Origin of the sequence: Haloarcula sp. CBA1131 (genome assembly GCF_008728975.1) — an archaeon.
Lineage (GTDB): Archaea > Halobacteriota > Halobacteria > Halobacteriales > Haloarculaceae > Haloarcula > Haloarcula hispanica.
This window is the reverse complement of record NZ_RPCY01000001.1, coordinates 1,292,632-1,313,703: the sequence shown is the minus strand read 5'-3', so window position 1 is coordinate 1,313,703 and position 21,072 is coordinate 1,292,632. Positions and strand designations below refer to the sequence as shown.

Here is a 21,072-nt window from a genome sequence, read left to right as displayed (position 1 = left end):
TTCCTTTGGTTACTCATTTACGCGCATTAAATTAATAGCCCCCAATATTATTAACTCTGTACCTAGACGGCTAGGTACCCGTCGAACGCGCTGGCTGTAATTGCCAACAGCGTCACCGGCGCGTATCACTGCATATCGAACACAGCGTCGATGAGATTCCGCTGCGCTCGCCGGAGATGCTGATGGAGCGTCGGTGATGCGATACTGAGCCTCTCTGCCAGTTGCTCGGCGTTCGTATCTCGGGGCCAGGCGTAGTAGCCCGTCAGGAAGGCCGTGCGGAGGACTTCCTTCTGGCGGTCAGTCAGGTGGTTGCGTGGGTCCGTTTCGGTGTCAAGTATGTCGTCTGTCCGGTCGCACTCCTGCTTTGCCGTCAGCGTGCTGTCAGGCACCCGGTCGGAGACTGCGTCCCGTATCGCCCGGGAGTCGGCATCCGGCGGGGCCTCGACAGTAATAGAGAGCGCCCCGTCGTCGGCAACCACAGTCCGGCAGCGGGCACCGACATCGAGAAGCAGCGATTGGACGGTTTCTGTAACCTGCAACTCGATAATGCCGCTGGAATCGTCTGCACGGACGACCCGCGAACCGAGAATCTCCGTCTGAGAACAGAGATGCGCAGAGACTGCATCGGGCGGCCCTTCGTCGACGGAGACATAGAGGAGATGCGTCGGCTCGGTATCGACAGATTCGACGACCTCGATTCGGCATCCGTACGCATTCGCTGCCGAGACAAGGGGTATGTCGGAACATTCCGATTCGAATGTCAGTTCGAGCGTGGTATCGTCAGACAGGAGTTGCCTGTTCTGGACCGCGGCGAGCGTGTACCCGACCATCTTGCCGAGGACAGCGAAACTGTCAGCTATTCGGCCGCCGAACGCCGCTGGCTGGTCGGCGTACACGCAGAGAACGCCGTGGACGGTGTTTCCCTGAACCAGTGGAATCGCTGCGGCGGACTTGAACCCCTGCTCGCGAGCAGCGGCCCCACACTGCTTGAATTCGGACGGGTCGCCGCAGTCCTGTATCGTCTGGACCGCACCTGTCACGAGGGCTGTTTCACACAGCACTTGGTCGTTCCCGTCACTAACGATGAGTTCGTCGAGAACGTCACTATTGTCGCCGGCTACCGTTTTCGGCACGAGTCTATCGTCTGCGCCGGCTCGCTCACCGATCCACGCTAGCTCACAGAGGTCCGATTCGACAATGCGCTCACACACTGTCTCTGCAGTCTCGTGGCGAGTCGCGGCACCACCCAAAGCGTGAATGAGGTCCTGTATGAGCATGTTGACCCCGTTGAGTGTCGCCAGTTCGTCGCGCTGTCGTTCGATCGCATCCTGACGTTTCCGCTCTTCGGTGATGTCCTGATGGATCCCGACGGCCCTGATCGCCTCGCCGTCGTCGTTCCACTCGAACACCTTCCCGATGTCCCGGATCCATCGCCAGTCCCCGTCTTTTGTCCGCATCCGGAACTCGCTCTGATACAGATCGGTCTCCCCGGACTTCAGTTCCGCGAGCGCCTGTTCCACTCGGTTGAGGTCGTCTGGATGGACGAGGTCGGCCCACGTCTCGTAGTGTGGCTCCAGTTCGTTCGTGGTGTAGCCGAGCATCCCGGTCCAGCGCTCGTCGAAGGTGACATCGTTGGTTTTGGGGTTCCAGTCCCAGACGCCGAGTTCCGCGCCTTCGAGCGCGAGATTCAATCGCTCAGTCATCTCCTGATACTCCCGCTCGCGGTTACAGCGCTCCGTGATGTCCCGAGCGACGCCGATCAACCCGCTGTAGTTGCCGGCTTCGTCGTGAATCAGCGTATAGTTGATCGACACCTCCCGTTCGGTACCGTCTTTCCGATAGAACGTCAGATCGGCAGTCGTGCTCTCCTTCTCAGGCGTTTCGAGCAGCGTTTCCACAGTCGCCTGCCCCTTCGACAGTTCACCGGGGGCCAGCACTGTCGAGGCGTGTTCGCCACACAGTTCGTCCGGCTCGTACCCGAGGTTCGCCGCGAACGACTCGTTACAGAAGTCGATGACACCCCGTTCGTCGAGCGTGTAGAGGCCGTCCTGTGCCTGCTCGACGAGGAGATCCAGCAGCGCCGTGCGGGCATCACGCCGGGCGGTTTCGGTGATGTCTCGCAGTAGGACGAGCGTGAGTCCCCCTGCGGCGTCCGGTAGCTCGTGCCCGTGTCGAAGGAGGTACTGGTCGCGGTCGCTACCCGGAACCCGGACCGCAACCGGTTCAGTCGGGGCGTCCCGGAGTCGCTGTAGCTGTCGACGGCCGCCGGGCGTGTCGGGGAGTGCCGTCCGCATGGCGTCGTAAAAGCCCTCGACCCGGCGGGTATCGTCGAGGCGGTCAACGAACGTCGACACCGAGTCGCTCGACCAGTGTACCGTTCCGTCATCCGCCAGTAGGACAGCGATTTCGTTCGCTTCAGCGCGCGATTCGATTCCGGACAGCGCATCTCGGAGCGCGGACTCGGTCCGATCGGCCGACGCCGACACGACGCTGACAATCTTCTCCGCCAGAAACGTCGGCTGTCCGTCCCCCTGTTTCCTGACGACCGTCTCTGCATCGTCGAAGACAGTCGCAGCGCTGTCCGGGGCAGTGGCGTCGGTGTAGAGGACGACCGGGTAGCGGTCGTTCGACACCAGTGGGGCCGGGATATCGCCCAGTCCAGTCGGGTCGAGGACGAGACAGGAGACCGCTGTCGACGCGGCAGCTTCCAACGCGGCATCCGTCGTTGCCACGCTCGTCACCGTCATCTCGGCGCTGTGATCCGCCAGAACCTCGTGTATCTGCTCTCGTGCCGTCGCGTCGGAGTCGAGATACACGACTTCGATGTCTCGACTGGCAGCGCCGGTCTGTCTCGCTCCCGCAAACGCGACATCGTCGAGGCCATTCCCAATCATCGCCCTGGTATGCTGTTCAACCACTTTACTGAGGCATAATAACTGTTCGGCGGCCACAGCGGCTCCAGACAACGAGCCGACACGTTCGCCGACACAGTGGCTACCCCATCGGGGATAACACACGGTTCCTGTCGTAGCCCATCGGACAGAGAACGCTCGGACCGATGACGCACCGTATTTAGCCACCACGTCCCCGTTAGCTGTCACCCGGGTAACGGGGCCGGTGACGCTTCGGCGTCAGTCGAGCACGAACAGCCGCTCCCGGAGGGTCTCGGCGACGTCAGTGAGATGAGCCTGTCCGAACGCCGCGACCAGCAACGCCCCGAGCGAATTGAACATCGTGTCCCGGACCGTGTCATCGAGGCCGTGTTGCGCCAGCGGCATCGTGACACCCGTTTCGGTGGCGACGATGTCGAGCGCGAACTCGAACAGTTCCCAGATCACGCCGAAGGACAGCACGACGACGAAGATGTACACGAAGAAGACGCGCTTGGGGATGTGAATCGAATCGTTGTGGAGGTCGATGGTCCGGGCCGTCGTGTACCCGAACGCGGCGATGAGCGAGGCTGACATCGCGTGGGTGAGGTGGTCCCACCAGCCGATCTGTCCGTAGAGCCCGGCCGACCCGAGGGTGTGCAGGAACACCGCGGTCGTGATCCAGAGGGCGAGCCACGGGTCCAGGGCCAGATTGTAGTTTCGCCGCATCACTGCGGGGAGAAACGTGACGAGCAGGCCGATACCGCCGTTCGTGATCGGCTTCGGTTGGCCGGCGACGATGCCGTAGCCGACCAGCCCGAGCAAGACGAGTTGCATCGCGCGGGTGATCCGCCGCTGGTTCCGCATCGACGGTCGGGGCAGCCTCATCGCCGCACCATCCGTCGGAGACCACGCCAGAGGCGGCGGTCCCGCCGTCTGAAGTAGCCATCGAACAACACACCCGCGGCGAGTCCGGCGAGGGTGACGTACAGCCACTCGGTCATCAGCGCCTCGTTGGTCGTGAGATACGACGTCCCGAGAAACCGGTCGGCGTTCCACCGGAACACCGTCCAGGCCGCCACGGCGGCGAGTGTCGTCAAGACGACGAGACAGACGGCGAACCAGTGTGTGACTTCCAGCTCGGTGAACATATGCAGTTCCACGATGACGAGTAGCGACAGCGCTGCCAGCGAGAGATACGTGGCAAAGGTTCCGACCGTCCCCCCGACGAGGCCGCGGACCAGGATCGGCAGGCAGGCGAGAAAGAGCAGTTCCCAGGGCAGCATGACGCGCCACTCGCGGAACGCCACCGGCGGCACGAGGACGACGAAGCCGACGACACCGACGAGCAGTATCCACTGGTAGTCGATATCGAGGACGCTTTCGACGAACACAGCCGTGAGAATCGCGACGAGCACCCACGCGATGATCGCGTTGGTTCGCCCGTCACGAAAGAGCTTCTCGAACGTGTCATCGAGGTCGATAGCCCCGAGACTGCTGTCGGGACGGCCGGCACCATCGCTCATTGCAGTGGACTGGGGTACGACGGAGAATAAACCCAGCGACGTGTTTATACCGGCTACGGCCCCTTGTACAGGTATATGATGCTGCCGACGCACGCGATAGCGGGGCTCGCAATCGCGACACCGCTGCTCGTCCTTGCGCCAGACCACGCCGCAGTAGCGCTCGCTGGCGGCCTCGTCGGTGGCGTTTTGCCCGACCTCGACCTGTACTCGGGCCATCGGCGTACGCTGCATTACCCAAGCGGGTACACGCTCGCGGCGCTCCCGACCGCCGGGTTCGCCGCTATCCTCCAGACACCGCTGCTCGTCGCGCTCACGTTCGTACTGCTGGGCGCTGCCCTCCACTGCCGGATGGACCGGTACGGCGGCGGCCTTGAACTCCGCCCGTGGGAAGGCACGTCCGAACGCGCCGTGTACGACCACGTCCGCGGGCAATGGCGGTCGCCCAAGCGATGGATACAGTACGACGGTGCACCGTCGGATGTGGGGCTGATGGTACTCGTGGGTTCGCCGCTGTTCGTCGTTCTAGACGGGCCGTTCCGGTGGGTCGTCGCCGCGGCCCTCGTCACCGGTGCGACGTACAGCCTCCTCCGGCGTCGACTGGCAACCCTGGCCCCGGTCGTGTTCGGCAACGTTCCCGAGTCGATCTCGGCCCACGTCCCGGACCGTTACCGGCAGTAGCGCTCGGCTACTGACCCGTTTCCGATATTTCTGTGACGCCGCCGTTATTTCCGCGCCGCTTTCCTCACTGCGGTCCCGCGACAGCGTCTTCAGCGACGCCGCGTAGCGTCAGCCATGTGTTGATTCCGGCCCGCAGTGCGACGAGATCACTCGCCTCGACCGTGAGTTCGACCCGCTGTCCGTCCCGGCTGAGGCGCGCCGTCGTTCGGTCCCCCTCGATGTCGTCGATTTCGGGACGGATGCTCCGCTCGATGGCGCGAGCCCGGTCGGCGTTGTCGTACTCCGCAGTCAGGTGGGTCCGATGTGGTGCAGTCATACTGTTCGAAATGGGAGCGTCGTCGTATCAGTCGCGGGACTGCCCCAGAAAAGCCGTTTGCAACGTGGCGCAGTCGGCCGTCGACCGTCAACGGCGTACCGACAGCCTCAGTTGACGTTGATCTCTTTGACGTCGGGTGACCGCTCCTTCAGCAGGACGCGGTGTCCGCAGTACGGGCAGCGAACGCCGCCGTACTCGTCCAGCGTCACGTCGCGCTTACAGCGTGAACACTTGTAGCTCATAGTTGAGAGATAGGAACGGGGGTCCTTTACTCCTCGTCTTCGGACAGTGCGGCCCGAATGGAGCGTCGGACGGTCTTGCCGCCAGGCGTCTCCGGCTTGTAGCTGCCGCCGGTGAACTTGTAGTCACAGTAGCTGCACTGCCAGATGCCCGTCCCCTGGCGGTCGACTCGGTCTTCGCCGCAGTTCGGACAGGCGTGGTCCTCGTTCATCTCCGATTCGATCTCCGCGACGCGGCGTCGGGACACGCGACCGTAGCGAGCGCCGAAACGGCCCGAGCTGCCGGTCTTTCCGCTCTTGCTAGCCATAGTGGTCTGTTGTCCGCCGAGCGGCCACATAAGGCCTTCGAGATGCGGCCCGGTCGACCGACGGCCACAGGGATTAACAGGCCCGGCCGGCAACGACCGACTGACATGGACGAGCTACTCGACGTCGTCGACCTCGTCGCGGACTCCGGGTTCGAGGGTATCGTCACATGGCTCGTGCGAATCGTCGGTCTCGTCGCGCTGCTGGGCGGGCTCGGGCTGTGGCTGTTCACCGAGATGGGACTGCTCGTCGTGCCGGCAGTGCTGATACTCGCCGGTATGGTCCTGCTCGTCGCGCCCAGCATTCTCCTGCTGACCGCGGAGCTAGCCTAGAGAACTCAAGAGGGAGGCGGGCAAACCGTCGGTCGATGGCAGCGTTCGACGGGCTTCGAAGTCGCCTCCAGCGGGTCGCACCGGCCACGAGCGGGCGGCTTACCGCCTCGGAGTTCTTGCTATCGGGCGCGGCGGCGGGTCTGTTTGGCTGGGGTGGCACGCAGGCGATTACGTGGTCGAGCCGCGCTAACGGCGCGCTGTTCGCCACGGCGCTGTGGGCTGTCTTAATCAGTGGCTTCGTCGGCCTGACAGTCCTCCACGCACCGGATTCGGTCCGCTTCTCGGACGCGATGTTCGCCTGGGGAACGGTCAATACTACTGCGACAGCGGTGACTATCGGTGGCCTCCTCGGTGTCATACCCGCACAAGCGGCGTTCTGGCACGCGTGGGTCGGCGCAACGGCGATTGGCTACTGCTGGACCGGTGGGGTCCTCGAAGGGGCTGGACAGCCTGTGCGCGGACGTGGTTATCTGGGTTCGGGCGTCGTCGGACTCGGTCTGTTGACCGTCGGGGCGGTAGCGTTCCCGCTGGTCGCCCCAGTTGGCTTTCTGGCACTCGCCGCGCTCCATGCGCTCCCGATGGCCCTCGACGTTCGAACGTCGTTACCGGCCGTTCACCGGACCGGTGTCGTCGGAGTCGCGGTGGCCGCCGTGCTTGTTGCCGGCCTTCTCATAGCGTGACTGCAGTACGCAAAATCACTCCTGCAGTTCGGCTTCCTTGAGTGCCTCGTTCAGATCTGCCCGGACGTGTTCGCCGAGTTCGCGGTCGCCGGCCGTCGTGACGACGCGGTTCTCCTGCACGCTGGAGCCGTCGCGGATGAGCACCCGGACGTTACCGTTGGCGTCGGCGCGGGTCGCCTTCGCCCGGACGCCCGTCGGCGAACTCGCGCCGCCAGCGTCGATGGGGCCGGGGATGACCTTCTTGACGTGAGGGTGGCCGGCGACGGTCTGGATGACTCGCTGGCCCGACCGGCCGCCGATGAGCGTCGAGTGGCTCCCGCCCAGTTTCTCCGCCGGCGCGGCGTCGACGACTTCGAGTGCGGGCTCGCCCTGACGGTCGATGACCCGCTGGACGGGGTCGTCGCCCTCGACGCGGAAGAACTCGTAGTGCAGTTGGGGGCGAACGGCGGCGATAACGTCGCGGTCGCCCGTGACGTACACCTCCTCCGGTCGTTTCCGTCGCACCTCGTCCGCGACGAGGCCGGCGAAGTTGCGGAGCTCGACGACGACCGTTTCGTCGCTCCCCTCGCCCTCCGGCGTCGTCGTCACCGTCCGCTGGCCGACGACCGACCCGTCCAGCAGCGAGGTCACTGTCGCCCGCTCGCGGTCGAGTTCGAGGACGACGGCGTCCGTATTGGCAGTGTGACAGACCAGGCAGTAGTCGCCCGGTCGGTCGAGCGGCGTGGCACACTGCCGACAGTCCATAGCTGTGGCTACGGCTGCGCGCTGATAAGGAAGCCGGTTCGGTGGTTTTGCGACGTGTGGTCAGCCCTCGTCTTCGATGGTCGCACCGGGCGGATAGATAGCGGCGACGGTCGCATCGTAGCCCGCGTCGGTGAGGCCGGTCCCCAGCGCAAACACTGTCTCGCCGAGCATCGCCATCGCGGCGTCCCCGCCCGCTTCGGCCACGTCGTCGATGACGCTTTTCACCTCCGGCGTCAGCAGCTCCGCTTCACGGGAGAACTGCCGGGAGGCCTGGATAAACGTCGACAGTTTCGGCTCCTTGACGACGGTAGAGAGCGCGCGCTCGCCGGCAGCTGTCAGGATGTCCGTGTCGCCGCCGACGACATCCGCCGTCGATAGCTCCCCGAGTGTGACGTACTCGATGCGGCTGCGGGCCGGAATGGCGTCGAGATAGTTGAACTGCGGCCCGCCGGGTTCGAGCCGGAGCGGCACGCCGCCGCGGGCCTGCGCGACAACGTCGCCGAGCCCGGAACCGGCCTGGACCTCCGCGCCGTGGGCGATGGTCACCAGTTCGTTGTACGAGAGCCCGTGGCCGAAGACGGCATTGGCCGCCAGTGCGGTGCCAAGCGCCAGCGCGCCGGAGACGCCGAAGCCCGACCCGAGCGGGAGCGGCGTTTCAGCAGTGACAGTCGCCGTGGTTCGCAGCGCGTCCAGCACTCGCTCGACGGCTTCCACCTCGATTTCCTCGCCGTTCAGCGTTATCTTGGTTTCAGCCCCGCGGCTGACGGTAACAGAAACGCCGTCAGACAGGGCCAGCCCGCCGCCGCGGGAGCCGGTCTCGATCGGGTCATCGCCACGGTCAACGGTAAAAAAGCCCGTGATGTGGCCGGGGACGAACGCGTGTGCTTCGTCGGTCATTGCCTCCTCGTGGGACCCAGTGGCGTTAAGGATTGGTGGTCGCCCGCTCCGTCCGCACACGCTCCGCCCAGAGTTTCAGGAGACCGACAGGCGATTCTCCGACCCGTAGTTTGATGTATGTTTACACGAGATGACTGTGAAAACATGCCGACAATCAGCGCGCGGCTCCCGAGTGAAGAGAAAGACGAACTGGACGACGTCGCCGAGTTGCTCTCCGAGGACCGGTCGACCACGATTCGGAAAGCCCTGCGGGAGGGACTGGAAACGCTCCGGCTCCGCGTCGCCGTCGAGCAGTACCAGTCCGGCGACGTGTCGGCGGCCGAAGCCGCACAGCTTGCGGACCTCTCCATCGCCGAGTGGCTCGACGTGGCCCGCGAGCGAAACCTGACGACGCAGCTTGAGCTGTCCGACTTGGAGCTCGACGCCGACACGGCCGCGGAGCTATGACCCGCATCTACGTCGGGCCGACGTCGCTGTACTCGCTGGGACAGGTGGGGGAACTGTCGCTGCTGGACGCGTTCGACGGCGACATCGTCATTCCCGAGCCCGTCATCGACGAGGTCCAGGTCGAACCGACCGCAACGAACCTGACCGAGTACCGCGAGAACGGCATCGACACCGGCGTCGACGAGGACTACGTCGACCAGGCCGAGTCCCTGCTCGGCGATTCCGACCTCGGAGCCGCTGTGACGGTGCTCGCCGGCGTGTTAGCCCACCGCGACAGCGACGACCGCTCCGCCGTGGCCGTCGTCTCCGAGGACCGCACTGTCCGCCGGATGGCGCAGGGCCTGGGGGCAGAGGTGACGAGCAGTTTCGGCGTCGTGGTCCGGGCCGCTATCGAGGACAAGTACCTCAAACCGACCCAGGCGAAGCGGATCGTCAGGCGGATTGATCAACACGGGATGCACCTGACCGGGGAGCTACGGGAGCGGGCGGTTGGAGAGGTCGCCTGAGTTCACTGCCGCGAATAGTGGGTTCATGTCTTTTAGCGCCGGGTTTTCGACAGAACGACTGTGCTCTCAGCCCCTTGCCACCCCGCTGCTGGACTTGAAAGCGTGGGTTTAACAGTGCGGCCCCCAACTCTGGAGGTATGCAGGGTAATCTTCCGCCTGAAGCACAGGAGAAGCTCGAGGAACTGCAGGACCTTCAGCAGACAGCACAGCAGGTCGCCGCACAGAAACAGCAGGCCGAGACGGAGCTCCAGGAGTCCCAGACGGCTCTGGACGAGCTCGACGACATCGACGAGGACTCGACCATGTACCGCGAGGTCGGCGAACTCCTCGTGAAGACCGAGTTCGACGAGGCGCAGGATGACCTCGAAGAGAAGGTCAACAGCCTCGAAGTCCGCGTCGAGACGCTCGAAAAGCAGGAAGAGCGCGTCCAAGAGCAGTTCGAAGAGCTCCAGAGCGAGCTTCAGCAGATGCTCGGCGGCGCAGGCGGCGCGGGTCCGGCCGGCGGCCCCGGCGCTGGCGGCGCATAAGGCGATGCCGACAGACGATGAGGTCGTCGAGACAGCCTCGACCGCAGCCGAAGACGTTGTCTTCTCGCGGTACGATGTCAGCGCGGTCGAGGACCTCGACGTGACTGTCACCTTCGAAGACGGCGTCCTAGACGTCGACGTGTACGTCAACGCGCCCGACAGTCGGCAGGACGAGGCACAGGTCGCGGACGACGCTGCCCTTGCCGCACGGGCCGCCGTCGACGACCTGTTCGAGGAATAGGCCCCCGCAACGGAGCGGGCAGTCACCCGGTGTTTTACCGACGCCGCGAACCGTCAGTCGTGGCTGGGTCCCCGGTCCGGTCGCTCGCGAACCCGGTTCGGAACGCAATCCAGCCCAGCACTGAGACGAACAGTATCGGCGGGAGAATCATGAATCCCCATAGCGGGTCCAGTCCCCAGCCAAGTAGCAGGGCCAGGTCGAACAGCCCGATAGCGAGAAACGGCGAGACGAACAGGAGGGCGCGCTTCCGGTTCACCCCGTCCGACGATTCCGACGCCGACGAGTCCTCGTCACCCGCAAGGAGGTCTGCAGTCGTACGGTCACGGGGTCCGTCGTCGGCGTGGACGCTGGACTCGGCGGTGTCATCCATACCCGTCACTCGGAGTTCAGCAAGCAAAAAAACCGCGCTTGGTCGATCGTCGAAGGAAGAGCCGTCAGGTCAGGGGGGGATTACGCGTCGCTGTCGTCGCTTTCGTCGTCAGTGGACTGTTCGTCGTCCGCGTCCGTCTCGTCGGTGTCCTCGTCCGCATCCGCGTCGTCAGTGGACTCCTCGTCGGTGTCGTCCGCGTCAGCGTCCTCGGACGCGGATTCGGTTTCGTTCTCGGCCCCGTCGCTCTCGTCACCGGGGGTCAGGTCGCTGATCTGTGCGCCCAGGTCGCCCGCGAGTTCGCCGGCCTGCTTCTGCCCGATGAGCGTGTGAATCTCGCTGACGAAGTCAGGGACCTGTCCGGGGAGGTCCGACGGCGGGCCGCGCTGGTCGCCTGCCTGGCCGGCGTCAGCGGGCGGGCCGCGGCGGTCAGCTGCCTCGGCAGCGCCGCCCGATTCGTTCTCGTCTGCGGTCGTTGTTTCGTTCGCTGCCTGCTCGGCGGCGTTGTCCGCCTGTGCGTTGTCCGCGTGGTCATCGGCCTGTGCGCCTGCTGCGCCGGGGAGTGCCGCCGCCGAGCCCGTGATGACGAGCACGGCAAGCAGGCCGCCGGCAATCGTAGTGAGTTTCATTGTAATCGTTGCCTCCGCTCGTCTCTCTGGCCCAGTGGCATATGAAGGGAGCAAGCCGAAAAGGCGAATTAAGTCGAATTTATCCGAATTGGACGCTCTATCTCCCGTTTTAATTCGGTTTAATCCCGATTCAGGGTGGACTCGACGCCCCACCGCGACGAGTCTGGACTGCTGGGCGGGATGGCTGGCGTGCGCGTCGCGCAGTCGGTTAGATCGACGAGGACAGAGCCGGAGTCGGCCAGATGATAGCGGACAGGATAGACCCCTGAAACCGCCGCCGGGGTAGCTTTTCATACCCGCAAACCCAACACTGGCCCATGGAACACGATGCCACGGTCGAAGGGGTCGGCGTCGGCGTCAACGAGGAGGGGGGCGGCACGCCGGTCGTCCTGCTCCGTGCGCGCGAAGAGATTGTCCCCATCTTCGTCAGCAAGGACCAGGCCCAGTCGATGCAACTGGCGATGGCCGGCGAGCCCTTCGAGCGCCCGCTCACCCACGACCTGCTGGTCGAGATGGTGACGGAGTTCGGGGGCGCCATCGACCGGGTCCGTATCGACGATCTGGCCGACGGGACTTTTTACGGGAAAATTGACGCCGAGCAGTACACCGATGACCGGCGCAAAGACATGGTGTTCGACGCCCGCCCTTCAGATGCCATCGCCATTGCCCTCCGGGTGGATTGTCCGGTCGTCGTAACGGACGATGTTATCGACGAGGCCGGGCGACCGCCGGAACAGTTCGACCAGAGTGGGAGCGGCAGCGAAGACCTCGGACTGTGAGAACACGAAACATTTCTGCGTCTGTCCGCCCTTGATACCCTTGATGGGGTACGAATCGGTCATTTTCGACAACGACGGCGTGTTGCTGACGCTGACTGACATGGACGCACACTACGTCGGCGCGCGCCGGGCCTTCGAGGAACTCGGCGTGCCGTCGCCGTCGACAGCCCACGTCGAGGCCATGAGTATCGGCGTGACTGTGCCCGAACTCACCGACATCTGTACCCAGTACGATATCGACCCCGAGCGGTTCTTCCGGGCCCGTGACGAGGCACTGACCGCGGTCCAGCGGGCGCTTATCCGGGCCGGCGAGAAACAGCCCTACAGCGACGTGTCCATGCTCGACCGACTGGACTGTCCGCTGGGCGTGGTCTCATCGAATCAACGGGACACCGTGGCGTTCGCGTTCGAGCATTTCGATATCGGTCACTACTTCGACACCGTCTGGGCGCGCGAGCCGACAGTCGAGAGCCTCCGCCGGAAGAAACCCCGGCCGTACTACATCGAGCGGGCGATGGCGGACCTCGATGTCAGTGACGCCCTGTTCGTCGGCGACAACGAATCTGACATCGAGGCGGCACACCGGGCCGGAATCGACTCGGCGATCATCCGTCGTCCGCATCGGACCGACACCCGACTCGACGTGACGCCGGACCACGACGTGTCCGGCCTCGAAGACGTGGTTCGGATCGCTGGCCGACGCAGCGGGAGCGACTGAGCCGTATCCGGACCTAACAGATACATAGTCAGCACATTCTGGTACGTATACTGAAAGCAACCTTTCCCATGGCAAGTGCCGTGAAACGGTATGGAGAAGCCGGTCGGTGGAACGGACGAGAACGAACAAGCGGCATGCGACACACCGGCACAGCAGTCTCCCCCTGTGCTGTTGGAGACTCTCGCCGCGCGAATGCCCGAGCCAGTGGTCGTCACCGCCGCGGACGGGGAGATACGGACCGGGAACGATCACCTCTGTGACCTCCTCGACTCCGACCCGTCGGACGTGTTCGGGCGTCCGATAGCCGAGTTCTGCCCGGATCTGCGTGACGTTGACCTCGGAACCCACTGCAATCAGTCGCCAGGAACACCGCTGACGTCGTCGTGTTCCGCCGGCGACACGGAACGGTGGGTCGAAATCGCCTTCGAACCCCAGCAGTGGGACGGCGAGGAACTGTACCTGGGTATCGTCCACGACATCACCGAGCGCCACGAGCGGACGGAGATGCTCGAACAGTACGAGCGCATCGTCGAGACCATCGAGGACGGCATCTACACGCTCGACGAGGGGTTCACGATGCAGACGGTCAACAGCGCCGTCGAGTCGATGACCGGCTACGACAAGGACACGTTGGTTGGGTCGAACGCGACGCTACTGGCGGACGAATCCGTTATCGAGGAGGCCGCGGAGATGTCCCGGCAGTTCATCGAGGGCGAGCGCGACGTCGGGACGCTGACGACGGACCTCAGAACTGCTGACGGGGACACGCTCCCGATAGAGACCAAGTTCACGACGTACGACCGCGAAGACGGAAGCTATCGGCAGGTCGGCGTCGTTCGGGACATCTCGGACCGGAAGCGGTTCGAGGAGACGCTCGCGGCGCTGCACGAGTCGACCAGAAAGCTGCTGCACACGGAAACCAAGACAGCCGTGGCCGAACAGATACTCGACACGGCCGTCGACGTGCTGGAACTCCCCGACGTGGAGATCTACCTGTTCGACCGAAGCGACAACACCCTTCGCAGCGTCGGCGACGCCGAAGCGGACCGAAGCGCGTCGGTCGGGCCGGGTCAGAGCACAGTGTGGGATGTGTTCGTGCAGGACAGCGCCGTCGAGGTCGCCCCCGGCGAACGCATCGACCTCGGAGCGGGACCGGTCACGGCGAACGCGAAGCGGCTCTGCCTCCCGCTCGAAGACCACGGCGTGTTCTACGTCGAACTGGGCGAGCAACACAGCGACGCCAGGACCCGAGAGATGGTGGATCTGCTCGCCGCCAGCGCGGAAGCCGCGCTCGCGCGCGTCGACCGCGAAACGACGCTCCGCGAACGCGAGGCCGAGCGCCGCGAACAGAACCGCGAACTGCGGCGGCTCAAGCAGGTCAACGCGATCATTCGACGGATCGATCAGGTGCTGGTCGAAGCGGAGACCACCGAGGAGATCGAACAAGCCGTGTGTGACCAGTTGGCCGAATCCCAGTGGTTCTCCTTCGCCTGGATCGGCCGACAGGACGCGACGGAACTCGTCCCCAGAGCGTGGGCGGGCGACACCGCCAGCTATCTGGACGCCATCTCGCTGTCGCTGGAGCGCGAGGGCGGGCCGCCGGCCGTCCAGACTGCACAGTCCGAAGCGATGACTATCGTCCCGTCGGTGGCTGACAACCTCCGAGGCGACCATTGGCGGACGGAGGCGCTCTCCCGCGAGTTCCAGTCGGCGCTCAGCATCCCGCTCGAATACGACGACTTCGTCTACGGTGTCCTGACGGTGTACGCCGAGCAAGAAGACGGGTTCGACGAGATGCTTCAGGAGGTGTTTGCCGAACTCGGTGAGACCATCGCGAACGCGATACGGGAGGTCGAGTCCCGGCAACGCCGGGCGGGTGACGGCACTGTCGAGCTCGAACTATCACTGTCAGCCCCGCAGTCGTTCTTGACGCACTTCTCGGATCGCGTCGGCGTCCCGGTCGTCTGTGAAGGGGCCGTCCAGCGGAGCGACGGTGCGATCCGTCTCTTCCTCGCTATCTCGGACTGCGACCCGGCTGTCGTCGAGGAGCAGATGCTGTCGATGGCTCGCGTCGACACCGCGCGAGCGATTTCGACCGACCAACTGGACGGGCTCTATGAGGTTGTCGTGACCGGCCAGACTGTCGCGGAGACGCTACTGGAGCAGGGCGGGCGGTTGAAATCGATCCGAACGTCGACGGGCGGACTCACGGTGACAGTTGTTGTCTCGGGCGAAACTGATGTCCGCCAGTTCGTCGAACAACTCGGCGAGCGCTACGCGGACGTCAAACTGATCGCGCGCCGTGACGGCGCACAGTCCAATGGCCAGCGGGACAGTACAGTCCGGTCGGCGCTGGAGGAGCAACTCACCGACAGACAGCTCGAAGTACTCCAGACGGCGTATCTGAGTGGCTTCTTCGACTGGCCTCGGGAGACGACCGGCCAGGAAATCGCGGCCAGCCTGGACGTGTCACAGCCGACGGTCAACCGGCATCTCCGCGTCAGCGAGCGAAAACTGCTCGAACTCGTGTTCGGCGATAGCTGAGACCGTCGCTATAGTATTAGTGACCAGTCCGGCGGGCTGTATCTGTATAGCCACAATCACCTTTTCAATCACTCATCAAGGGACAAACAGCGACAAACTATGTCCCAGGCAAAACTGGTCTACAGACCGACACCCAACGAACCGTTGAGCGAAACCATCGTCCACGCTGTGGCCGACACGCTGGGTATCGACCCCGTCGACCTCGATGACCGAATCAGTGACTGTATCGACCCTGATGCGCTGGACCGGCTGTTCCGTCCGGATACGGACGGCACCCCGAGCCCTGACGGGCTGGTCGTGTTCAGTATGGCTGGCTGTCGTATCGAAGTCGAAGGGAACCGTTCGGTGCTGGTGACACCGTCCCGCGACGTCTCGGCGGCAACTGGACTCGAAGCGTAACTCGACTCCGTGTGCGGGTGTTCTGCTGGCGCTGTGTACCCTTACCCGTGGCCCTCGTCAAGAGGTGCATTATTATCGCCTTATTTTCCTCACTCATTTGAATATCATTGAGAAAGTTCAGTAAGCAGATATTTCCTTTGCAGTAGCAATTGAAAAACTGGTACGTAACTTGGAGTAAAATTGTGTAAGTATACCGTTAATAGAACATTACCAGCACCCTACAGGTCAGTACCACTATAAGCGCAACTTCGCCTCTCGAATGTATGGACCTCGGACACCAACTGATCGAAACCGGCTCGCAGTCGGGCAAGAGCGTCGAGGCAGTGACCGGCCAATCTGAAGAAGTAGAATCACCCAAAAGTCGGTTAATCAAACATTATTCCACTGCCGAGATGCAGGGTGCAAGCGTTGGGGGACAGTCACAATGAGTGTTGAGTCACCCTCGGTCGATACACAGGACCTTCTCGAAGAGGTTCGGACGACCAGTCTCCCCGACCGGGTTGCAGAACTGGCAGACGAGTACGAGCGGGTCTGTGGCGAGCGTGACCGATTCCTCTGGCAGTGGATCTACTCGCTGTTCCCCGAGTTCACGCTCTCCTCCGTCCACCCGGACCACGCAGACCACGTCCGGACGCAGAAGACGGTACTCACGATGTACGTCACGATTCTGGACGACATCGTCGAGAACGACGGGGACCGAGACACCTTCGAAGAGGCCCGACGACTCGTGCAGGATCCGTCGTCCGTTGACCCGAGCCGTGCGGCGGTAAGCGAGGAATATTTCTCCTTTATCGAGCGTGTGTGGCGAGAGTTCGAGGGGGACTAGCTGACGCGCCCCGGGTCGACGAGTTCTACGACGTGTTCACCTACGATATGCGACAGACGCTGAACGCGATGGATTACAGCGCCGTCGTCAACGAGAACCCACGGATTGCGAACCTCAGCGGGGCCGAAACATACGGGGCACATAACATGGTAATGTTCCCCTACGCGGCCGTTGACCTCATGTATTCGCCGGAATTCGAACTCGCCGATTACGGCACGGTCCGGGACCTGATCTGGGACCTGCAAGAAATGGCCCGCATCGGCAACTGGCTCACGACCTGGGAACGAGAAGTCAGGGAGGGAGACTACACCGCGGGAATCGTCGTGCTGGCCCTTCAAGAAGGGTTCGTCACTCCCGAAGAACTGGAAAACCCTGACGGAAAGGCCGAACTCATCGACAAAATCAAAGCCGAACAGTTCGAGGCCCGGTTCCGGGACCGGTGGGCCGACATCTACCAGTCCGTGCGCGACCGCGAGTTCGATACGGACAGCGTCGACCTCAACGCGCTGGTGGAGGGCATGGAAACCGTGTTCCAGTACCACGAAGCCAGCCGCGGACACAAGTAACGTACCGGGATCGGCCCCGTGGTCCACGGGCACACTGGCGTCTAATTCTACGGAATATCAGTCGAAACGGGAGGTGCTGTGCCGTCAGTCGTCGGCGACGAGCGGGTCCTCGTCGTCGGTGACGAGGCGGTCCATCGCGTCGACCATCGCGCGCACGGACGCCCGTGTGATGTCAGAGTCGCTGGCGGAGACGACGACGTGGTCGTCGCCGCGCGACATCTCGATTTCGACCGTGACGAGCGCGTCCGTTCCGCCGGTGATGGCGTCGACGTGGTAGTCTTCGAGCGTCGCGTCGGCGGTGTGGGACAGTGCCACCTCGGCGGCGTTCATCGCGGCGTCGACCGGCCCGGAGCCGACCGCTGCCTCCTTGCGTTCCTCGCCGTCGACCGCGAGTCGGACGCTCGCCGTCGGCGTGTCGGAACCGGAAACGGCGGTCAGGCCGAGCAGTTCGACCCGGCGGTCGCGCGCGTCGCCGGTCACCTCGTCGGCGATGGTCAGCAGGTCGGCGTCGGTGACGCGCTTGCCGCGGTCGCCGATCTCCTTGACGCGGCTGACGATTTCCGAGAGCTGGTCATCGGTGACCTCGACATCGTGCTCGTCGAGGGCGGCCTCGACACCGGCTCTGCCCGCGTGTTTGCCGAGTGCGAGGCGGCGCTCGCGGCCCACTTTCTCCGGCGGGTACGGTTCGTACATCGAGTCGTCCTTGAGCGTGCCGTCGGTGTGGATACCGGACTCGTGGGTGAAGGCGTTCTCGCCGACGACCGCCTTGTTGGGAGCCAGCGGGATGCCGGTCCGGTTGGCGATGAGCTGGGCGAGGTCGTACACCTCGGTCAGGGCCATCGACTCGACGCCGTACCCGTGGTCAAGCGCGATAGCGACCTCTTCGAGGGCGACGTTGCCGGCGCGCTCGCCGATGCCGTTTATCGTCCCGTGGACGAGGTCTGCACCTGCCGCGATGGAGACCAGGGCGTTCGTCACTGCGAGCCCCAGGTCGTCGTGGGTGTGGGTACTGACTGGGCCCAGGTCGGAGAGCCGGGAGACGCATTCGAGTGCGCGGTCCGGCGTCGCGTGACCGACGGTGTCGGCCCAGCAGATGCGGTCCGCGCCGGCCTCGACGGCGGCTCCGAGCAGTTCTTCGAGGTAGTCCAGGTCGGCTCGCGAGCCGTCCTCGCCGATGACCTCGACCCAGAGCCCGTGGTCGGCGGCGTACTCCACCAGTTCGACAGTGTTGTCGACGTTCTCGGACTTGGACGTGCCGACCTTCTGCTCGACGTGCTTGTCGCTGGCCGGAACGACGAGATTGATGCCATCGACACCACAGTCGAGTGCGAGATCGATATCGTTCCGGATACCGCGACAGAAGCTAGTGACGGTACCGTCGAGGTCGAGCCCCGCGACGCGAGAGATCGTCTCGCGCTCGCCGGGGCCGGTACAGGCGCTCCCGGCTTCGATGACATCGATACGGGCCGCGTCGAGCGAGCGGGCGATATCGGCCTTGTCGTCCGGCGTCAGTGACACGCCGGGGGCTTGCTCACCGTCGCGAAGTGTCGTGTCGAGAAACTGTACCTCACCGACATCTGAGAGCGCACGCATCGCTGGGTGCCCCTCGAACAATGTGTTCTGACTCACAGAAGATGCTCCATCACGCGCCACGAATTTCGCGGCCAGCCGCCTCGCGGCGACTTCCTCTATCCTCCGTCGGGTATTCCGACATAGTGGTGTCTACTCTACTCTTCACGGTCTAAAAGGTGACGGAACTGATTACCACGACCCATGCTATTGAGACTCGTTATTCAAGACGGACCGTATCGCCCTCGGAAACGTCCGACGCCGCGCCACCGGGCAGTTCGATGACAGTATCCGCGTTCGCGTAGCCGACCGAGCGCCAGGGCTGTAGGGTTTCGACGGCCTGGACCTCCTCGTCGACGAGCCAGAGCACGTCGAGTGGGAACCGGACGAACAGCATATGGATGAACTGTCGGCTCGCGCGGTCGAAGGGGAAGACCAGCGCGTAGTCGTCGGGAATCGACGACCGGAACATCAGCCCCCGGCCCTGTTCGAGCATCGACTCGGCGTACTCCACCTCCGTCGCGAGGGAGCGAGCCGCGCCGTCGGGGTCGTGGACGAGACGCATACCACCGCGGAAGTCGTAGGCAGGCAAAAAGTCTTCTGTCGGAACGGAGGGTTTGAGGGGGCACGGCCACTCACTATGTCGCATGGAGAAGGCTCCCGGGGGAACGTCCGTCGGCGTCGACGACCCATACGACCACGTTCAGCGGTGTGACTTCGTCACCGGCGAGGGGAAGTGTCGCTGGGCGCGCGAACACGGCCACCACGACCCCGAGTTCGCCAACACCCGTAGTGCCGACGACTTTCGCTGTCCGGCAGCGATTGCACCAGATGACGCGGACGCAGACGCGGAGCCGGAATGGGACTGGGTCGACTGCCCGCATTTCCGCTCCCGGAACCACGACCGGGAGTGTGTTCGTTGCGGACTCGAAGAGCGGCGGATGGCCCACTCCGAGGACCGACCGCTGCTAGAGGAACACCACCTCTCGTACCGCGAAGGCGGCAACGAGCTATCACACGAAATAACGGTCTTTCTCTGCCGGTGGTGTCACGCGAAGATTCATCAGTCGTGGGCGCGGCTCGACGATGACGCGAATCCGGACCCTGAAGCCATTGCACAGCGGGAACAGCGCCGCTCTAAGGAGGAATCCGAACTGGGCTTTGAATCGGCTGCCGACCGCTACGACGACTCGTAGCGCCACTTAATTATCAAACCCGATAATTGGTGGCAGACGGATAAGTAGGCACACAGTAACTGATTAGTATAGTGACCTCTCCGGCGCTCACGAAGCAGTCGCTGGGGACGGGATATGTCGTCGCAACGGGTTTCGTGATTTCCGGCGCGTTACTCGCCCACGGCATGGCTATCGTCCGGCCGTCCCCGATAGACGTGGTCATCCTCAGCGTGGGGTTGACACCGGCGCTAGCCCTGGTAGCCGCGAACTACTGGCTCCCGGTGAGTGGACTGTCCGGAGATCAGATATGGACTGCCGCGGAGTGGTGCGGACTGGGCATCGCGCTGTTTACGCTCATCAAAATCGTCGTGCTGCTCGCCCCAGTACCGCAGTCCTCGATGATCCCGTCGATACTCGCGAGCGGGGTCGCAGTCGGCGGGTTTGGCGGGGTTCTGTTCGGGTGGCTACTGGAACTCCGGCGGTCCCGGCGCAGACTCACCCAGAGCAACGAGGTGTTGTTTCGAGTGCTCAGGCACGACCTCCGGAACGACCTCAACGTCGCACTCGGGCATCTCGGCGAACTGCAGCGGGAGACAGCAGAGCGTGGCGACTCCAAGTCGCGTGCGCACGTCGAGCAGTTGAACGGTACTATCGACGATATCATCGCCACTACGGAGAAGGCGAGGCAGATAGAGTTCGCGTTCGACGCGGACCGTCGCGCACAGCAACCGATCGACCTCGTGCCGTGTGTCAGAGAACAGGCGAAAAAGATCACGCAATCGCACCCGGAGACAACTGTTGAACTCGACCTCCCGGATCAGTCGAAGGTGTACGCCGACTGGATGCTCGACACTGTGCTTCGGAACGTCATCGAAAATGCGGTCGTTCACTGCGAAGATACCCCGACGCTGTATATCTCAGTCGAAGAACACGGCCGAACCGTGTTCGTTCACGTCGGGGATAACTGCCCGTCGATTCCACAGCACGAACGGGATGTCCTCAATAGCGGCGTAGAGACACAACTGTGCCATTCAAAAGGGATCGGGCTATGGCTGACGACGTGGATCGTCGAGAGTTACGGCGGGGCAGTACACCTCACGACCTCGGACGGCGGCAACACCGTGACGCTGGAACTGCGTGGCCCGACAGTTCTCGACGGGGTTCGCCAAACCCTTCGAGAGTGGCCCTGAA

Annotated in this window: 25 protein-coding genes and 1 pseudogene; 14 read left to right on the top strand and 12 right to left on the bottom strand. The window is 63.7% G+C overall.

Translation table 11 applies throughout. The features are described 5' to 3' along the window. Positions 1 to 125: 125 nt before the first annotated feature. The 3 genes from Har1131_RS06760 to Har1131_RS06750 all read right to left on the bottom strand — a co-directional run bounded on the left by Har1131_RS06760 (position 126) and on the right by Har1131_RS06750 (position 4,396). Positions 126 to 2,894 carry a PAS domain S-box protein gene (locus Har1131_RS06760; RefSeq protein WP_050036866.1) on the bottom strand — a complete coding sequence of 923 codons (2,769 nt, stop codon included), beginning with the start codon at positions 2,892 to 2,894 and terminating at the stop codon, positions 126 to 128. Positions 2,895 to 3,131: 237 nt separating this feature from the next. Next, entirely contained in the window at positions 3,132 to 3,737 is a 606-nt protein-coding gene (locus Har1131_RS06755; RefSeq protein WP_014040921.1) for a hypothetical protein, read from the bottom strand. Positions 3,738 to 3,754: 17 nt separating this feature from the next. Beyond that, entirely contained in the window at positions 3,755 to 4,396 is a 642-nt protein-coding gene (locus Har1131_RS06750; protein ID WP_014040922.1) for a hypothetical protein, read from the bottom strand. Between the two features lie 75 nt (positions 4,397 to 4,471). Here Har1131_RS06750 and Har1131_RS06745 point away from each other — a divergent pair, with 75 nt between their 5' ends. Beyond that, positions 4,472 to 5,074 (top strand): metal-dependent hydrolase, encoded by a 603-nt coding sequence (locus tag Har1131_RS06745; protein WP_023843365.1) that lies wholly within the window; start codon positions 4,472 to 4,474, stop codon positions 5,072 to 5,074. Between the two features lie 64 nt (positions 5,075 to 5,138). On the opposite strand, the gene Har1131_RS06740 is transcribed toward Har1131_RS06745, so the two are convergent. From Har1131_RS06740 to Har1131_RS06730, 3 genes are all read right to left on the bottom strand, one after another. Beyond that, on the bottom strand, positions 5,139 to 5,390 hold the full coding sequence (locus tag Har1131_RS06740) for a KEOPS complex subunit Pcc1 (protein ID WP_014040924.1): 252 nt from the start codon (positions 5,388 to 5,390) through the stop codon (positions 5,139 to 5,141). Between the two features lie 107 nt (positions 5,391 to 5,497). Further along, complete coding sequence (locus Har1131_RS06735) at positions 5,498 to 5,632, bottom strand: DNA-directed RNA polymerase subunit P (protein ID WP_004517024.1); 135 nt, start codon at positions 5,630 to 5,632, stop codon at positions 5,498 to 5,500. Positions 5,633 to 5,658: 26 nt separating this feature from the next. Next, positions 5,659 to 5,967 carry a 50S ribosomal protein L37ae gene (locus Har1131_RS06730; protein ID WP_004591489.1) on the bottom strand — a complete coding sequence of 103 codons (309 nt, stop codon included), beginning with the start codon at positions 5,965 to 5,967 and terminating at the stop codon, positions 5,659 to 5,661. A gap of 75 nt (positions 5,968 to 6,042) precedes the next feature. Between Har1131_RS06730 and Har1131_RS06725 the strand changes: the two genes are divergently transcribed. Together Har1131_RS06725 and Har1131_RS06720 are read left to right on the top strand one after the other, a co-directional pair. After that, positions 6,043 to 6,267 carry a hypothetical protein gene (locus Har1131_RS06725; protein WP_008312705.1) on the top strand — a complete coding sequence of 75 codons (225 nt, stop codon included), beginning with the start codon at positions 6,043 to 6,045 and terminating at the stop codon, positions 6,265 to 6,267. Positions 6,268 to 6,302: 35 nt separating this feature from the next. After that, positions 6,303 to 6,947 carry a hypothetical protein gene (locus Har1131_RS06720; protein ID WP_151103632.1) on the top strand — a complete coding sequence of 215 codons (645 nt, stop codon included), beginning with the start codon at positions 6,303 to 6,305 and terminating at the stop codon, positions 6,945 to 6,947. Positions 6,948 to 6,962: 15 nt separating this feature from the next. Here the strand turns inward: Har1131_RS06720 and Har1131_RS06715 are convergent, their stop codons facing one another. Continuing rightward, entirely contained in the window at positions 6,963 to 7,691 is a 729-nt protein-coding gene (locus Har1131_RS06715) for a DUF2103 domain-containing protein (RefSeq protein WP_007187688.1), read from the bottom strand. Between the two features lie 60 nt (positions 7,692 to 7,751). Beyond that, positions 7,752 to 8,588, bottom strand: coding sequence for a pantoate kinase (locus tag Har1131_RS06710; RefSeq protein ID WP_014040928.1), 837 nt, complete (start codon positions 8,586 to 8,588; stop codon positions 7,752 to 7,754). Positions 8,589 to 8,732: 144 nt separating this feature from the next. On the opposite strand from Har1131_RS06710, the gene Har1131_RS06705 reads away from it, so the two are divergent. The 4 genes from Har1131_RS06705 (at position 8,733) to Har1131_RS06690 (ending at position 10,309) form a co-directional block, all read left to right on the top strand. Next, the gene (locus Har1131_RS06705; protein WP_004517029.1) at positions 8,733 to 9,035 is read left to right on the top strand and encodes a UPF0175 family protein; all 303 of its coding nucleotides are present in this window, start codon (positions 8,733 to 8,735) and stop codon (positions 9,033 to 9,035) included. Continuing rightward, positions 9,032 to 9,541, top strand: a complete 510-nt coding sequence (locus Har1131_RS06700; protein ID WP_014040930.1) for a hypothetical protein — start codon at positions 9,032 to 9,034, stop codon at positions 9,539 to 9,541. The genes Har1131_RS06705 and Har1131_RS06700 overlap by 4 nt, the downstream gene beginning before the upstream one ends. A 137-nt stretch (positions 9,542 to 9,678) precedes the next feature. After that, entirely contained in the window at positions 9,679 to 10,068 is a 390-nt protein-coding gene (locus tag Har1131_RS06695) for a prefoldin subunit beta (protein WP_004591484.1), read from the top strand. Between the two features lie 4 nt (positions 10,069 to 10,072). Next, the gene (locus Har1131_RS06690) at positions 10,073 to 10,309 is read left to right on the top strand and encodes a hypothetical protein (RefSeq protein WP_005537965.1); all 237 of its coding nucleotides are present in this window, start codon (positions 10,073 to 10,075) and stop codon (positions 10,307 to 10,309) included. Between the two features lie 34 nt (positions 10,310 to 10,343). Here Har1131_RS06690 and Har1131_RS06685 read toward each other — a convergent pair whose 3' ends face one another. Both Har1131_RS06685 and Har1131_RS06680 read right to left on the bottom strand, forming a co-directional pair. Then, positions 10,344 to 10,679, bottom strand: a complete 336-nt coding sequence (locus Har1131_RS06685; protein ID WP_050036868.1) for a hypothetical protein — start codon at positions 10,677 to 10,679, stop codon at positions 10,344 to 10,346. Between the two features lie 80 nt (positions 10,680 to 10,759). Continuing rightward, positions 10,760 to 11,305: a hypothetical protein gene (locus Har1131_RS06680; protein WP_151145581.1), complete on the bottom strand. Its 546-nt coding sequence runs from the start codon at positions 11,303 to 11,305 to the stop codon at positions 10,760 to 10,762. A 317-nt stretch (positions 11,306 to 11,622) separates the two neighbouring features. Here Har1131_RS06680 and Har1131_RS06675 point away from each other — a divergent pair, with 317 nt between their 5' ends. From Har1131_RS06675 to Har1131_RS22675, 5 genes and pseudogenes are all read left to right on the top strand, one after another. Further along, positions 11,623 to 12,084, top strand: a complete 462-nt coding sequence (locus Har1131_RS06675) for a bifunctional nuclease family protein (protein ID WP_151103636.1) — start codon at positions 11,623 to 11,625, stop codon at positions 12,082 to 12,084. 43 nt (positions 12,085 to 12,127) lie between these two features. Then, a complete protein-coding gene (locus Har1131_RS06670) occupies positions 12,128 to 12,802 on the top strand; it encodes an HAD family hydrolase (RefSeq protein ID WP_151145578.1) in 675 nt (224 codons plus the stop codon). A 90-nt stretch (positions 12,803 to 12,892) separates the two neighbouring features. Beyond that, entirely contained in the window at positions 12,893 to 15,346 is a 2,454-nt protein-coding gene (locus Har1131_RS06665; protein ID WP_151145575.1) for a bacterio-opsin activator domain-containing protein, read from the top strand. Between the two features lie 99 nt (positions 15,347 to 15,445). Further along, positions 15,446 to 15,745, top strand: a complete 300-nt coding sequence (locus tag Har1131_RS06660) for a HalOD1 output domain-containing protein (protein WP_014040936.1) — start codon at positions 15,446 to 15,448, stop codon at positions 15,743 to 15,745. Between the two features lie 424 nt (positions 15,746 to 16,169). Then, positions 16,170 to 17,137 (top strand): annotated as a pseudogene (locus tag Har1131_RS22675) (hypothetical protein). A gap of 84 nt (positions 17,138 to 17,221) precedes the next feature. Here Har1131_RS22675 and Har1131_RS06650 read toward each other — a convergent pair. Continuing rightward, a complete protein-coding gene (locus Har1131_RS06650; RefSeq protein WP_014040938.1) occupies positions 17,222 to 18,730 on the bottom strand; it encodes a (R)-citramalate synthase in 1,509 nt (502 codons plus the stop codon). A gap of 196 nt (positions 18,731 to 18,926) precedes the next feature. Further along, complete coding sequence (locus tag Har1131_RS06645) at positions 18,927 to 19,271, bottom strand: DUF192 domain-containing protein (RefSeq protein ID WP_014040939.1); 345 nt, start codon at positions 19,269 to 19,271, stop codon at positions 18,927 to 18,929. Positions 19,272 to 19,353: 82 nt separating this feature from the next. On the opposite strand from Har1131_RS06645, the gene Har1131_RS06640 reads away from it, so the two are divergent. Both Har1131_RS06640 and Har1131_RS06635 read left to right on the top strand, forming a co-directional pair. Continuing rightward, positions 19,354 to 19,902, top strand: a complete 549-nt coding sequence (locus Har1131_RS06640; protein ID WP_050036874.1) for a hypothetical protein — start codon at positions 19,354 to 19,356, stop codon at positions 19,900 to 19,902. A 71-nt stretch (positions 19,903 to 19,973) separates the two neighbouring features. Beyond that, positions 19,974 to 21,071, top strand: coding sequence for an ATP-binding protein (locus tag Har1131_RS06635; RefSeq protein WP_050036875.1), 1,098 nt, complete (start codon positions 19,974 to 19,976; stop codon positions 21,069 to 21,071). The last annotated feature ends 1 nt before the right edge of the window (position 21,072 follow it).

Bases quoted from the DNA above. Each gene is read 5' to 3' on its own strand.
- Har1131_RS06760 (WP_050036866.1), bottom strand. From the start codon at position 2,894: ATGATTGGGAATGGCCTCGACGATGTCGCGTTTGCGGGAGCGAGACAG.
- Har1131_RS06755 (WP_014040921.1), bottom strand. From the start codon at position 3,737: ATGCGGAACCAGCGGCGGATCACCCGCGCGATGCAACTCGTCTTGCTC.
- Har1131_RS06750 (WP_014040922.1), bottom strand. From the start codon at position 4,396: ATGAGCGATGGTGCCGGCCGTCCCGACAGCAGTCTCGGGGCTATCGAC.
- Har1131_RS06745 (WP_023843365.1), top strand. From the start codon at position 4,472: ATGATGCTGCCGACGCACGCGATAGCGGGGCTCGCAATCGCGACACCG.
- Har1131_RS06740 (WP_014040924.1), bottom strand. From the start codon at position 5,390: ATGACTGCACCACATCGGACCCACCTGACTGCGGAGTACGACAACGCC.
- Har1131_RS06735 (WP_004517024.1), bottom strand. From the start codon at position 5,632: ATGAGCTACAAGTGTTCACGCTGTAAGCGCGACGTGACGCTGGACGAG.
- Har1131_RS06730 (WP_004591489.1), bottom strand. From the start codon at position 5,967: ATGTGGCCGCTCGGCGGACAACAGACCACTATGGCTAGCAAGAGCGGA.
- Har1131_RS06725 (WP_008312705.1), top strand. From the start codon at position 6,043: ATGGACGAGCTACTCGACGTCGTCGACCTCGTCGCGGACTCCGGGTTC.
- Har1131_RS06720 (WP_151103632.1), top strand. From the start codon at position 6,303: ATGGCAGCGTTCGACGGGCTTCGAAGTCGCCTCCAGCGGGTCGCACCG.
- Har1131_RS06715 (WP_007187688.1), bottom strand. From the start codon at position 7,691: ATGGACTGTCGGCAGTGTGCCACGCCGCTCGACCGACCGGGCGACTAC.
- Har1131_RS06710 (WP_014040928.1), bottom strand. From the start codon at position 8,588: ATGACCGACGAAGCACACGCGTTCGTCCCCGGCCACATCACGGGCTTT.
- Har1131_RS06705 (WP_004517029.1), top strand. From the start codon at position 8,733: ATGCCGACAATCAGCGCGCGGCTCCCGAGTGAAGAGAAAGACGAACTG.
- Har1131_RS06700 (WP_014040930.1), top strand. From the start codon at position 9,032: ATGACCCGCATCTACGTCGGGCCGACGTCGCTGTACTCGCTGGGACAG.
- Har1131_RS06695 (WP_004591484.1), top strand. From the start codon at position 9,679: ATGCAGGGTAATCTTCCGCCTGAAGCACAGGAGAAGCTCGAGGAACTG.
- Har1131_RS06690 (WP_005537965.1), top strand. From the start codon at position 10,073: ATGCCGACAGACGATGAGGTCGTCGAGACAGCCTCGACCGCAGCCGAA.
- Har1131_RS06685 (WP_050036868.1), bottom strand. From the start codon at position 10,679: ATGGATGACACCGCCGAGTCCAGCGTCCACGCCGACGACGGACCCCGT.
- Har1131_RS06680 (WP_151145581.1), bottom strand. From the start codon at position 11,305: ATGAAACTCACTACGATTGCCGGCGGCCTGCTTGCCGTGCTCGTCATC.
- Har1131_RS06675 (WP_151103636.1), top strand. From the start codon at position 11,623: ATGGAACACGATGCCACGGTCGAAGGGGTCGGCGTCGGCGTCAACGAG.
- Har1131_RS06670 (WP_151145578.1), top strand. From the start codon at position 12,128: ATGGGGTACGAATCGGTCATTTTCGACAACGACGGCGTGTTGCTGACG.
- Har1131_RS06665 (WP_151145575.1), top strand. From the start codon at position 12,893: ATGGAGAAGCCGGTCGGTGGAACGGACGAGAACGAACAAGCGGCATGC.
- Har1131_RS06660 (WP_014040936.1), top strand. From the start codon at position 15,446: ATGTCCCAGGCAAAACTGGTCTACAGACCGACACCCAACGAACCGTTG.
- Har1131_RS06650 (WP_014040938.1), bottom strand. From the start codon at position 18,730: ATGCGTGCGCTCTCAGATGTCGGTGAGGTACAGTTTCTCGACACGACA.
- Har1131_RS06645 (WP_014040939.1), bottom strand. From the start codon at position 19,271: ATGCGTCTCGTCCACGACCCCGACGGCGCGGCTCGCTCCCTCGCGACG.
- Har1131_RS06640 (WP_050036874.1), top strand. From the start codon at position 19,354: ATGGAGAAGGCTCCCGGGGGAACGTCCGTCGGCGTCGACGACCCATAC.